At 41.5% G+C, this 13315-nt stretch carries 15 protein-coding genes; all 15 read left to right on the forward strand.

Features of this window, described 5'->3' with window-relative positions:
- Window positions 1–98: 98 nt before the first annotated feature.
- Window positions 99–1355: an NAD(P)-dependent malic enzyme gene (locus LJE72_RS21870; RefSeq protein WP_229250103.1), complete on the forward strand. Its 1257-nt coding sequence runs from the start codon at window positions 99–101 to the stop codon at window positions 1353–1355.
- 240 nt (window positions 1356–1595) lie between these two features.
- Entirely contained in the window at window positions 1596–2507 is a 912-nt protein-coding gene (locus LJE72_RS21875) for an RluA family pseudouridine synthase (protein ID WP_229250104.1), read from the forward strand.
- Window positions 2508–2541: 34 nt separating this feature from the next.
- On the forward strand, window positions 2542–3363 hold the full coding sequence (locus tag LJE72_RS21880; protein ID WP_229250105.1) for a sugar phosphate isomerase/epimerase family protein: 822 nt from the start codon (window positions 2542–2544) through the stop codon (window positions 3361–3363).
- A 428-nt stretch (window positions 3364–3791) separates the two neighbouring features.
- Window positions 3792–4103, forward strand: a complete 312-nt coding sequence (locus LJE72_RS21885; protein WP_073032393.1) for a nitrous oxide-stimulated promoter family protein — start codon at window positions 3792–3794, stop codon at window positions 4101–4103.
- A 67-nt stretch (window positions 4104–4170) separates the two neighbouring features.
- The gene (locus tag LJE72_RS21890; protein ID WP_073032391.1) at window positions 4171–4434 is read left to right on the forward strand and encodes a hypothetical protein; all 264 of its coding nucleotides are present in this window, start codon (window positions 4171–4173) and stop codon (window positions 4432–4434) included.
- 143 nt (window positions 4435–4577) lie between these two features.
- Window positions 4578–5165 (forward strand): rubrerythrin, encoded by a 588-nt coding sequence (gene rbr, locus LJE72_RS21895; protein ID WP_229250107.1) that lies wholly within the window; start codon window positions 4578–4580, stop codon window positions 5163–5165.
- A gap of 182 nt (window positions 5166–5347) precedes the next feature.
- On the forward strand, window positions 5348–5494 hold the full coding sequence (locus tag LJE72_RS21900) for a hypothetical protein (RefSeq protein ID WP_229250108.1): 147 nt from the start codon (window positions 5348–5350) through the stop codon (window positions 5492–5494).
- 19 nt (window positions 5495–5513) lie between these two features.
- A complete protein-coding gene (locus LJE72_RS21905; RefSeq protein ID WP_229250115.1) occupies window positions 5514–5762 on the forward strand; it encodes a M24 family metallopeptidase in 249 nt (82 codons plus the stop codon).
- A gap of 177 nt (window positions 5763–5939) precedes the next feature.
- Window positions 5940–6239, forward strand: coding sequence for a hypothetical protein (locus LJE72_RS21910; RefSeq protein WP_229250109.1), 300 nt, complete (start codon window positions 5940–5942; stop codon window positions 6237–6239).
- A gap of 179 nt (window positions 6240–6418) precedes the next feature.
- Window positions 6419–6889 (forward strand): CtsR family transcriptional regulator, encoded by a 471-nt coding sequence (locus LJE72_RS21915; RefSeq protein ID WP_073032385.1) that lies wholly within the window; start codon window positions 6419–6421, stop codon window positions 6887–6889.
- Between the two features lie 13 nt (window positions 6890–6902).
- Complete coding sequence (locus LJE72_RS21920; protein ID WP_229250110.1) at window positions 6903–7418, forward strand: UvrB/UvrC motif-containing protein; 516 nt, start codon at window positions 6903–6905, stop codon at window positions 7416–7418.
- Window positions 7408–8448, forward strand: coding sequence for a protein arginine kinase (locus LJE72_RS21925; RefSeq protein ID WP_229250111.1), 1041 nt, complete (start codon window positions 7408–7410; stop codon window positions 8446–8448). Before LJE72_RS21920 ends, LJE72_RS21925 begins: the two co-directional genes overlap by 11 nt.
- A 97-nt stretch (window positions 8449–8545) precedes the next feature.
- The gene (locus tag LJE72_RS21930) at window positions 8546–10987 is read left to right on the forward strand and encodes an ATP-dependent Clp protease ATP-binding subunit (RefSeq protein WP_229250112.1); all 2442 of its coding nucleotides are present in this window, start codon (window positions 8546–8548) and stop codon (window positions 10985–10987) included.
- Window positions 10988–11131: 144 nt separating this feature from the next.
- Window positions 11132–12559, forward strand: a complete 1428-nt coding sequence (gene radA / locus LJE72_RS21935; protein WP_229250113.1) for a DNA repair protein RadA — start codon at window positions 11132–11134, stop codon at window positions 12557–12559.
- Between the two features lie 257 nt (window positions 12560–12816).
- Window positions 12817–13005, forward strand: coding sequence for an aspartyl-phosphate phosphatase Spo0E family protein (locus LJE72_RS21940; RefSeq protein WP_229250114.1), 189 nt, complete (start codon window positions 12817–12819; stop codon window positions 13003–13005).
- Window positions 13006–13315: the final 310 nt, after the last annotated feature.

Consider the following 13315-nt stretch of genomic DNA (forward strand, 5'->3'; position numbering starts at 1 on the left):
TTGTTGTTTGGTTGCCTCTTCAACGAGGTGACCAAACAATTTATTTAGGAGTATCTGCTGTTGCGTTAAACTAAAAAGATTATGAAAGGAAGATGCATATGTCACGTATTAAAAATCTTCGTGAAGAGGCTCTGGCTTTTCATGCTGTGAAACCAGGTAAACTCGAAGTAAGAGTAACATGCCCAGCTCAAGACAGGGATGATTTGACACTTGCTTATTCTCCTGGAGTTGCTGAACCAGTCTTGGAGATAGCTAAAGACATTGAAAATCTTGACATTTATACAAACCATGCTAACTTTGTGAGCATTGTTACCGACGGGTCTGCTATTCTCGGACTGGGAAATCTTGGCCCTGCAGCTTCCATGCCTGTTATGGAAGGAAAAGCTCTTCTCTTTAAAACCTTCGGAGATGTGGATGCTTTCCCGCTTGCTGTAAATACCAGCGATGTAGATAAAATCATTGAAATTGTTGAGTTAACGGCTCCTACCTTCGGCGGAGTTAACTTAGAAGACATTAAAGCTCCTGAGTGCTTCCAAATCGAGGAAGGTCTCAAAGCTCGAGGGATTTTTAAAGGACCTATATTTCATGATGACCAACATGGAACGGCTGTTGTCACCTTAGCAGGACTCTATAACGCACTTAAAGTTGTCGGAAAAAATATTGAAGACATTAAAGTTGTTGCAAATGGTGCAGGAGCCGCTGGAATTGCAATCATTAAACTATTGATGAGTGTTGGACTTAAAAATGTAATTATGTGCGATACCAAAGGTGCCATTTATCAAGGCCGTACAGCTGGGATGAACCCTTGGAAAGAACAGATTGCCGCTGCAACTAACCCTGATAAATATAGCGGTGATCTTACTGGAGCACTTGTAGGTGCAGATGTATTTATTGGGGTATCTGCAGCTAACGTTCTCACCGAAGATATGATCAAATCAATGGCAAAAGATCCTATTGTTTTCTGCCAAGCGAACCCAATTCCAGAAATATGGCCGATTGAAAGAGCGTTTGAAGCTGGTGCTGCAGTCATTTCTACTGGCCGCTCAGATGTTATTAATCAAATTAATAACGTTCTAGCTTTCCCTGGCATGTTCCGAGGCGCTATCGATGTTAGAGCTACTGACATTAATGACGCTATGAAGATTGCCGCTGCAAAAGCAATCGCTGATTGTGTCTCAGCAGAAGAACTCAATGCTAGCTTTATTATGCCAAGCACTTTGAATCCGGAAGTAGCCCCTGCTGTTGCTGCTGCTACAGCTAAAGCTGCAATCGATAGTGGAATTGCTAGAAATCCTATTGATCCTGCCGTGGTAGCAGAAAACCTCAAGAAGAGATTAGCTAACCAATATAAATAGTATTGCACAAGAAAAAGGGGCCTTTGAAATGGCCCCTTTTTCTTGTGCATTTTTATAAGTTCCTCTGAACGGTTGGGTATATTAATTAGGCGGTGTAACTCATAATTATTAAGATCGTTTGTAAGGCAAAAGGTTTGACCCCCCCAATGTTAACTGGTAATATTGGGGTTATTATATATAGTTTGAGCCTGGCATCGTTGGTTAGAATATAAGAATTATAAAGGTAAAGGGGTAACAAGTATGCAAATACCAAGTGGTAAAATAAAACGTAATATGGAAAAGGATAATCATACTTATCTGGAGGTAACTGAGCCGGCTGAACTAATGAAGTTTTTGATGGTCAAACTTCCTGCTAAAAGTCGGAAGGATATTAAATCTCTATTAGCCCATCGTCAGATTTCCGTTGACGCTGAGATTATCACACAATTTAATCATCCTCTTGCAGAAGGGCAACAGGTCGTTGTAAATTGGGAAAAGGTCTTAATAGAAGAGCAACCTCAAGGTCTAACTATCGTATTTGAAGATCCTTATATCATGATTATTGAAAAACAAGCGGGGTTGCTCTCGATTGCGACTGTTACAGAAAAGGAGCAAACTGCCTACAGTATTCTAAGTGATCATGTGAAAAAACGGGACTCTAAAAACAAGGTATTTGTATTGCATCGGCTTGACCGAGAAACCTCCGGCGTGATGATGTTTGCAAAAAGCGAAAAAGTGCAACAACTACTGCAAAAAGCATGGAAGGAAGCTGTCTTAGAACGTACCTATGTCGTTGTCGTAGAGGGGATGGTAACAAAAGAGGAAGGAACGATTACTTCTTGGCTGACGGAGAGTAAGGCCTTTATTATGTACTCTAGCCGGACCCCTAATGATGGTCAGAAAGCGATAACCCACTATAGAGTTCTTAAGAAAAATAAGCATTATTCTTTGTTGGAAGTAAAATTAGAGACAGGCCGGAAGAACCAAATTCGTGTCCATATGAAAGATATTGGACACAGTGTGATCGGAGATAAGAAGTATGGTGCGACTAAGCACCCTATTGGTCGGATTGGACTTCATGCTCGAGTATTGGCCTTCAAACATCCAATCACGGGCGAAGTAGTTCGTTATGAAACGGATATTCCGAAGGAGTTTTTAAATTTATTTAAATGATAGCATATAGAAAGTCAGGGGTGGAGGAGTTATATTGAAGAATCAAGAGATAGATCATTATCCTCTAGGTATCTTTTCATGGTTCGGTTATGTACTCCCTTTTCAAGAAAGGATTCGTTTGATCAAAGAAGCGGGATTTGCATCGACTTCTATTTGGTGGGAAGATGAAGATAAACCATGGCCCATGAAGAAGGAGAGTATGCCCCAGTTAGTTAGGGATATGGGAATATTAGTAGAGAATATTCATGTCCCTTTTAATGAATCGGGTGGGTTATGGTCAGAGCAGAAGTCCGTGAGAGCTAATATTATTGAGAGTCATCTTAACTGGCTTAATGCTTGCGCTGACCATCAAATCCCAACCATGGTTATGCATTTGACAGAAGACGGAAATCATCCGACTCCCAATTCATATGGTTTAGAAAGCATGTTAGAACTAGTGAAAGTTGCCGAGGGGCTCGGAGTAAAAATTGCTATTGAGAACACTCTAAGGAGTGATAATGTTCCTTATATCCTAGAAAGAATTAATTCGGAATATTTAGGCTTTTGCTATGACAGCTCCCATTATAATTTAACAGATAAGCTGGATTTTCATTTATTGGATAGATATGGAGGGCGACTGGTGTCGACTCATCTGTCAGATAATGACGGGCTAAAAGACCGTCATTGGCTCCCCGGTCGAGGCATTATTGACTGGACTAAAGTAGCCAATCATTTTCCGACCAGTTATCGTGGGTGTTTGACCTTAGAAGCTTATGCAACGAAGGAAGAACGTGAAGATTCACCGCAGAACTTTCTTGAGAAGGCTTATCAGAGTGCGGTAAGGATTCGTGACATAATAACAGAGGAAGCTAAATGACAGCTATCAAACTACTGGTTATTAATTCCGAGACTCCCACCTCTTCAAGTGGGTGTTCCATATTCTACTTCGGTGGGTAGACTCCCCCATTGAAGTCTCGAGGTTCAGCTTTAGCTGAACAAGTTCACTAATCTGACTACCTGCAAATAACTCATTTCCTTCTTTGAAGATGCCTAGCGGCATGGGGACCAGTACTAGAAAAAACTGGGTTCACACCCGGTCTTTTGATACGTCTTTCCCGATTTTATCAGAGTCATGAGGAAGGGGAATTTTCTCGGTGTTATCAGGTTTGCGTGACTTATTATTAATTTTCTTTGCCATTACTGATTTTATCCTCCTTTAAAAGTTTCACAGGTAGAATCCCCTGATTAATGAATAACATGCATGTGCCTCGAAAATGTGCTGAGTTGAAATGGAGTTGAGTCGAAATATCTAATAGATTAGAGCGTGAAAAAGCGACCGCGCAGATGATGATTAAGCTATATTGTAAAGGTCATCACCATTCGGCAGACAGTGAATTATGTTCTGAATGCCAAGAATTGTTAGAGTATGCCACGAACCGTCTCAACCATTGCAAATTTGGAGAAAGCAAACCAACTTGTGCAAAATGTACAGTGCATTGTTATAAACCAGAAATGCGTAAAAAGATTCAAGAGACTATGCGGTATTCAGGACCTAAGATGATTTACAATCATCCAATTGCAGCAATAAGGCATTTGTGGGACGGATTAAGAAAGTAATCATTAAAATGTAAATGATTACTTCTAAATTGAGAATTAAGAACCATTAGAAGAAGGAGCAAGTACCATGGGAATCAAAGAATATTCTCTGGAAATGAGAGGAATGCCACACTGTGATTTGGAAGAGTATTTTCTCTCCATCGGAGGAAAGTGGGATGGAAAGGGAACATATTTCGCCCCAAACTGGGAAGTTAACTTAAGTGATACATGGTCCTGTACCCTAGGGTCAATTCAAATCCCAGCCACACAAGTAATCTTTCGGGTTGACGAAGAGGATTGGCCTGAAATTATAAGGGCCTTTCGCTTACGATTCCTTTCAGCAGGGGGATAAAGGAACCCTTACCCCATCTGATCTTAGCCAGCTCCTTGCCAAAGCACATCGTCACTCAACCATCTATGGTTGTCGGAAGATGTTATCCGATTTGGCATAAATTACAGCCTATTTGAGAAACTACCTGAAAAGGAGTGTGAATTATGAAGTTCTCAGGAACCGAAACATTCAAAAACCTAAGCAATGCCTTTGCAGGTGAGTCTCAGGCACGTAATCGTTATGCTTTTTTTGCTGGGGTGGCTAAGAATGAAGGATATCAACATATCCAAGCTGTTTTTGAGGAAACGGCCGCTAACGAAAAGGAACACGCTAAAGTGTTCTACAAACTTCTCGTTGCACATACGGGGGAAGAAACTGACATTATACATGTTGATGCTGATTATCCGTTAGTTTATAAAGACACCCTGACAAATTTGAGGGCTGCTGCAGCTGGAGAAAAAGAAGAATGGGCTGAAATCTACTCTAAGTTCGCAACTGTTGCAGAAAGGGAAGGATTTCCCGATATAGCCAGAGTTTTTCAGACAATCGCTGAAGTAGAAAAGCACCATATGACTCGTTTTGACCATTATGCTGATGGGATTGAAAAGGGCACAGTTTTCAGTAAAGATACTGCGACTGTATGGAAATGTACAAACTGTGGCTATATTCACGAAGGCCCAGATGCGCCGGATACATGTCCGGCTTGTGCACACCCTCAGGGATATTTTGAAGAACTGCCAGAGAAGTATTAAGCATCACAGCCGAGTAGGGATCCCTACTCGGCTTTACAATAGGCAGAATTGTCTTTTCAAGGAGACATCATAGAAACCAAATAACGCTAAAACAATAATTCAACAATTAATACTTGAAATTCTATAAATAATTATAGATAAATATTCAGAATATTATATAAAAATAGAGGAGAATAATGAGAATGCCTATAGATTTGATTCGGAGTTTTATACCGGTTGCAGTCACTGCAGGAGTCAGGGCAGCGACGCAGAGCAGTTTTGATGGTTTACAGGGCAGGGTATCTCCATTGCTCATCCCAATGGCACCTTTGTGGAACAGATTCAAATAGGGGACCCATTGTCGTGGATATGGTAACAGTTGTAAATGGCTATCAAATTGATCAAACCAGAACTATCAGCAGGGGTTCTAAAGAGGTTTTGAAATCTGGAATGGTAGTAGCAATTGAACCCAAGTTTGTTTTTCCGAGTGTAGGAGTTGTTGGAATTGAGGATACGGTTGTTATCGAGGCTGAACTGGGTGCCCGATATTTATCGGTAACACTGAGAGAATTGATGGTTTTAAGAAATGAAAGTGTTCATTTAGCCATAAGCTGTTAATAAAATGAAGTTGATGGTAAATATTGATTCATTTTGTAGACATTTCAGGACAAATGTCCCTGCCCCAGCGGCAGGGATTTTTTTCATGGGTCGCGAATTATATAGAAAAACCTATTCAATGAGGTATGTGCCTCAAATTATTTTAGTAGGAATGATCCGAGACAAGTGGAGGCAGCCATGAAAGAGAAATATGTTTTGCTAAGTTCCAAGGAACTTGAACTTATGCTAAAGGGCTCATTACAATGGAATGACGTATCCCCTCGCGTAACCTCGTCTAAAGCGGGAATGCGAAAGCTGGGTGAATTTATAGACAAACCGTCTGTTTCCCAACCTGCAAAGCAAGCAGAGGACTCTTTTTCGCAGAAGAAGGGAACCGATTCTAGGCGAATTGAAGGACAGCCTGTAATATGGCTGTTGGGCAGTGTTGGTATTTTAACACTATCATCATGGTTCTACTTTGTCTTATTTTCTGATTAGCAGTTAATAATTTCATAATTATTTAAGTGGGGAGGCTTGTTATAAAATATGAAAGCCTTCCCACTTTTTTAAAAAAAACTTTGCAAAATCATTAAAATTTGGGTATCATATAAATAGAAGGTCAGGAAAGGTCAATGAAATGTGTTGCAGAAATATTACGTTGACAAGGAGAAAAAACAATGGGAAACCTAGCGGATCGCATTGAAGAATACTTGAAACAGATCTTGGAAAAGACAACAGAAGGATACATTGTGCTGCAACGAAGCGAACTTGCAGGTGAGTTCTCATGTGTACCATCTCAGATTAACTACGTTCTTGACACTCGTTTTACGGTTGAACGCGGATACCTCGTTGAAAGTCGCCGAGGGGGTGGGGGATACCTGAGGATTATCCGCTTAGGTCTGGGAATTGAGGGGCAGTATCAGCATGTTATAAGGCAATTGATTGGAGAACAGCTTTCTCGTGCTCGATCCAATGCTTTGGTCGAGAGACTTTTGGATGAGGAACTGTTGACGACCAGAGAAGCAGCCCTGATTAAGAGCCTGCTTTCAGGAAACAATTTAGGGGGAGAATTCAGAGATTGGGATACGCTCCGCGCGTGTTTAATGAAAGATATTTTAACAACCCTAAGTCGGGATGATTTGGTCTAAGGAGGTTTTGAAAATGCTTTGTCAGCATTGTAAACAGCAAGAGGCTATTATGCAATTGTTTATAACAGAAAACGGGAATACTCGTGAGGTGTATCTTTGCGAGTCGTGTGCTAAAAAAACCCAAGAAGTAAGTTTTGTCTTCCACCCCGCCATTGTGCCGGAGTTTTTGCAAGCACTTTTTGGCTTTAATTCCACTGCAAAGGACCAACCAACTGAGACGGCATGCCCTAAATGTGGACTTAGCTTTTCTCAAATTACGCAAGTCGGGAAACTGGGATGCAGTGCCTGTTATGCGACCTTTGAAACTCAACTTGAGCCCTTACTGCGACGTGTTCATGGCGGAGGCCAAAATGTGGGTAAAATCCCTGCAAGACGAGGAGCAACGCTAATAAAACGCATGGAGCAAAGAAAGTTGAAGGAAACTCTTCAAGCCTTGATTCAGCAAGAAGCGTTTGAGGAGGCTGCTGTAGTAAGAGATCAGATTCGTAAAATTGAGCAATCGGCTGGAGGGGAAAAAAGTGATTCGTAAAGAGCTTCTTTTACAGCACAGCGCCTGGATGAGTGAAACCGATTCTCCGGTCGTTATTAGTAGTCGGGTTAGATTGGCACGTAACCTTGAGGATTTCCCTTTTCCCCATGGTCTAAGCCAGGAGGGTGCCGCTCAGGTGGAGAAAACTGTTGCCCAAGTTTTAACCGATACAGAAGGGGAGAAAAAGGAACTCAGCTATACACCTCTAGCAGAACTGAATAGTATTGAGCAACAAGTTCTCATAGAAAAGCATTTGATCAGTCCGAGTTTAGGCGGGTCAACTGGAGCGCGTGGTGTGGCGTTAGCCCCTGATCACCGTTATGCAGTGATGGTTAATGAAGAAGATCACCTAAGAATTCAAGTGCTTTTGCCGGGCAATCAGCTTTTAGAATCACATCGTTTAGCAACAGCGTTAGATGATCTTTTGGAAGCAAAACTTGATTTTGCCTATAGGGAAAGTCAAGGATATCTTACGGCTTGTCCTACAAATGTAGGGACAGGACTCAGAGCTTCAGTTATGGTCCATTTGCCGGGCTTGGTTATCACAAAGCAAGTTCAGCAGGTCTTGGGGGCGGTAACTCGCTTGGGGTTAGCCGTACGGGGGTTATATGGCGAGGGCTCTCAGGCCTTCGGACACATCTTTCAAGTTTCTAACCAGATTACACTTGGGAAGAGTGAAGAGGATATTTTAACTCATTTAGATGCAGTAACCCGACAGATTGTTGAGCATGAGCTTCAGGCGCGTGAACTTCTTCGTCAGCAAACTCCTATACACTTAGAAGACAAAGTCTGGCGGGCCAGGGGAACTTTACAAAATGCACGGTTACTCTCATCGGAAGATGCGATACATCTTTTGTCCCATGATCGGTTAGGAACGGATATGGGATTACTGCCTAAGACTAAGGATTGCTTTGCGACGTTAATAGTCGATACCCGTCCGGGATGTTTGCAATATATCCTCGATCGAGAACTTGACCCCAGTCAACGTGATGAGGAACGGGCTCGCTTGATACGAGAACGAATTGCGTAAAGCGTGGCAAAAAATGAAACAAGAGGCAAGCAGAAATTTTTGCTCTTCAACGAACGCTAACTATAAATAACTGCGAACAGGAAAGGATGAAGGATTTATGAAGGGTCGTTATACTGAACGTGCCGAGAAAGTATTAGCTATAGCCCATGATGCAGCCAAACGAATGGGGCATCAAGTGGTAGGGACTGAGCACATTTTGCTGGGGCTTATTCAAGAAGGGGAAGGCATTGCTGCGCAAGCCTTGACAGGAATGAATTTGGACCTTGCAAAAATACAAAATCAGATTGAACAAATCACTGGGGTGGGTCAGCCTATTAAAGGGGAAGTTGGGTTCACCCCTCGAGTAAAAAGGGTCTTGGAATTGGCGAATGAGGAAGCTCATCGGCAAGAGGTTAATTATATTGGAACAGAACACTTGCTTTTAGGTCTTATTATGGAGGGAGAGGGAATTGCAGCTCGTATCTTGGCAAACCTTAATGTAAGTCCTGAAAGAGTATGGAAACAAGTCGTTAAATTATTGGGTGGAGAATTGGATGAATCTTCGATACCTGCCCCGAATTCTATTCAACCTTCTAAAAATGCCGGTCCTGTGAACACACCTGCTTTGAATGAGTTTGGTCGTGACCTTACTTTGCAAGCGCGCGAAGGACGTCTTGACCCTGTAATTGGAAGAGAAAAGGAAATAGAACGGGTAATTCAGGTTTTAAGCCGCCGTACGAAAAATAATCCTGCGTTGATAGGAGAACCCGGTGTTGGTAAAACAGCGATAGCAGAGGGATTAGCACAAGGTATTGTTAGTAATAGAGTGCCGGAAATTCTAGTAAACAAACGAGTCATTACGTTAGACCTTTCGGCAATGGTGGCAGGAAGCAAATACCGTGGTGAATTTGAAGAACGCTTAAAGAAAGTTATGGAGGAGATCCGAGCGGACGGAAACGTCATTCTCTTTATAGATGAGCTGCATACCTTGATAGGAGCAGGAGCAGCGGAAGGTGCAATTGATGCAGCAAATATTTTAAAACCTGCTTTAGCCAGGGGTGAACTGCAATGCATTGGAGCGACAACATTAGAAGAATACCGAAAATACATCGAGAAAGATTCCGCTTTAGAACGTCGTTTCCAACCTATCACAGTTGGTGAGCCGACTGCAGAGGAAGCCATCGTGATACTTCATGGTTTGAGGGATCGGTATGAGGCTCATCATCGGGTGAAAATAACCGATGAATCTATTGAGGCTGCTGCCCGTCTGTCTGATCGTTATATTGCGGACCGCTTCTTGCCAGATAAGGCTATAGACTTGATGGATGAAGCAGCTTCGCGAGTTCGGTTAGCAAGCTTTACGGTGCCGCCTGATTTGAAATTACTGGAGGAAGAAACGGAACGATTGAAAAAAGAGAAAGAAGCGGCCGTTTCCAGTCAGGAATTTGAGAAAGCTGCCCAATTTCGTGATCAAGAACAAAAATTACGAGCGGAGCTGGCTGAACAACGTGGAGCTTGGCAAAACCAACGTTATAAAGAAAATGCTATGGTTACTGAAGACGACATTGCTCAAATTGTTGCAAGTTGGACAGGAATACCTGTCAAAAAACTTGCAGAAGAGGAAAGTGAACGTCTGCTCCATCTGGAGGATCTCCTTCATCAACGACTCATTGGACAAGAGGACGCCGTCACTGCGGTTGCTCGAGCAGTTCGCCGAGCACGGGCAGGGTTGAAAGATCCAAAGCGTCCAATCGGTTCCTTTATTTTCCTCGGACCAACAGGAGTCGGGAAAACCGAACTGGGGCGAGCTCTAGCAGAAGGAATGTTCGGGGATGAAAAGGCGCTGATTCGTATCGATATGTCAGAGTATATGGAGAAACATGCGGTTTCCCGACTTGTGGGAGCACCTCCGGGATATGTGGGGCATGATGAAGGGGGTCAACTTACAGAAGCGGTAAGGCGAAAACCCTATAGTGTTGTTTTGTTGGATGAGATTGAAAAGGCCCATCCTGAAGCTTTCAATATTTTACTCCAAGTTCTTGAAGACGGACGTTTAACAGATACTAAAGGAAGGACAGTCGACTTCCGAAATACTGTAATAATCATGACATCCAATGTAGGATCTTCCTTCCTTAAAAAAGAAGCTATGGGCTTTGCACCTAAAAAAGATGAAAAGACAGATTATCGAAATATGCGCGGATATGTAATGGAAGAGCTAAAACGCTCCTTCCGCCCGGAGTTTCTAAATCGAATTGACGAGATAGTGGTCTTCCATTCCCTCCAAGAAGAACACTTAGTCAAAATCTCTGAAATCCTGATTCGTCAGGTGAACAAGCGTTTAAGTGAAAATGGTTTAACGCTTGAGGTTGAAAAAAGTGCTGTCGAGCTAGTTGCTAAGGAGGGAAACGATCCGATTTTTGGAGCACGTCCTCTTCGGAGAGCTATTCAAAGGTTAATTGAAGATGCACTCTCTGAGAAAATACTTCAAGGGGAATTTAAAAATGGAGACCGAATTCGTGTCGAAGCAGAAGATGGAAAGATGAAGTTTACCAAGAGCTAATCTATGTTTTAAACACGCAAATATTTGTCAAGGATGCAGGGGCAATTTATGAGTTGCCCCTGCTATATTAGGCATGGGGTGTTAGTGTTAGAATCACATTATTATTCCAGGCATCAGATAGTGCCATGGGAAATGGGGCGTTAGATGAAAATTAAGGTAATTTATCGGTGCTCTAATTGTGGGGCTGAAAGTCTAAGATGGTTAGGAAAGTGCCCAAAATGCGAGGAATGGAATACGTTTGAAGAATCAGAGAGTCAACTAAAAACGACATCTTCGACAAGCAAGAGAAGAACATCTCCGAAGAGGTTATCTGAGGTTTTACCTGGCAATAGTGATAGAATAGTGACGAGCATTAGCGAATTCAACCGAGTCTTGGGTGGAGGCATCGTCAAGGATTCAATCATTATTTTAACAGCACGGCCAGGTGCAGGAAAATCAACCTTGCTTCTGCAAGTAGCAGATGATGTTGCTAATAAGGGCTACAAGGTTTTATATGCTTCGGCCGAAGAGAGTGACAGTCAAATCAAAAATCGCTCTGACAGAATTCTCAAGGAAAGCAAGAGTAACATATGGGTATATTCAGATACAAGTATGAACCATGTTTTAACCTCAATTGAGGAACTTGATCCTGATTTGATCATTATTGACAGTATCCAGACGTTCACCCTTGAAGAACATAATTCCCGACCAGGTTCACCTATCCAAACAATGGAGTGCGCCAATGAACTTCTAAAAATAGCGAAAAATAACAGTCGTCCAAGGGCCGTGATTATGGTAGGGCAAATGACTAAAGACGATGAAATCGCAGGACTTCGTGCCTTAGAGCACTTGGTCGACGCTGTGTTAATTCTTAACGGAGAAAATGGGGAAGAATTAAGGGGAGCTTGGTGTTCGAAGAATCGATTCGGAAGTACAGGTGAAATAGGTTTCTTCTCAATGACTGAACAAGGAATGCTGTCCATCGATAACCCGTCAGAGTTCTTTATGACTCAAAGGGGAGAGGGACAAACAGTTTCAGGAAGTGCCTTAACTGTGATCAAAGAAGGAACACGCCCAATTATTGCGGAAGTAGAAAGTCTCGTATCCAAGTCTTTTACTCCCTATCCCTCTAGAATTGCAGAGTGCTTGAGAAGAGATCAATTAAACACCCTTATCTCTATCTTGGAACAGAGAGGAAAGATCAACCTATACGATAAAAATGTGGTCATTAAAACAACAGGTGGTCTTCAGCTCAAAGAACAGTCCGCAAGCCTGGCTATTATCATGTGTATTGTTTCTTCTATTAAAGACAAAGCCATTCCCAATGATACTGTATTTGTAGCGGATGTCGGCTTAACGGGAGAATTAAAAAAAGTTCCTTCAATTGAGGCGCGTATACGGGAAATAGACAGAATGGGTTTTAAGCGAGTCTATATAGCAAAAAATACGCTAAGAGATTCTTCGCGGTTTAAGAACCTGGAAATTATCGAGCTTAACACTTTGTATGAGGTCATTTTGGATTTGAATATGAGAACAGTGTCAAAGATAGAAACTGATTTTATTAGGGACGAAAGTATGGATGAATCGCTATGACAAATTTAACCAAATTTAGCCTTGCTTAGTGTTTATAAGCCCTTGTTAATTAGACAAAATTATAATAGAATTTTCTTAAGGATATAAATTAGTTTTAAATTTAGAGGTGATGCAAGAGATAGTTGTTAGTGCTTTCAATTTAATATTGGCATTCCTAGTAATTTCAATTGTCATCCCTAAGTAGCTTATTTAATTAAAGGCAGAGTAACTAATACCCCTAATCTCTTGTCTTTTTGGACGTTGAGGAAGGTGGTCTGATGAGGGGCGATTTACAGGACTTACTAAATGCCGTTGAAACGAAACGCGATCAACTGAATAAGCTGGCTACATTTAAAAAACTTACTTCTGAAGAAGTAGTTGCTATTAGCCGTGAATTAGACAAACTATTAAATGAAGTAAACAGTTTGTCAAACGGAAAGAAAGACAAAATTGATAGAGATCTATAAAAGATTATCAAAGCTAAAAGTAAGGGGCTGTTTCAAAATAGAAATTTGAATTTCTATTTTGAAACAGCCCTTTTTCTACATATAAAAGCAAAAGGACAAATATTCATTATATTATTTATTTTCTGAAAATAAAGTTGATTTATGGCCTTTTTATTTTACTTACTTCCTAATTCTTTTGTCCAAGAACTTTATTATCAGTCATTTATGAACGTCAATTTTGACCTTCTTAGTCTTCTAATTCTTCTGGTTAGACTAGATAAACTGATATCCAGCTGTACGGCTGCTTCTTCCCTGCTCCCACAGTGTGAAA

Source organism: Desulfosporosinus shakirovi (assembly GCF_020595055.1).
Classification (GTDB): domain Bacteria; phylum Bacillota; class Desulfitobacteriia; order Desulfitobacteriales; family Desulfitobacteriaceae; genus Desulfosporosinus; species Desulfosporosinus shakirovi.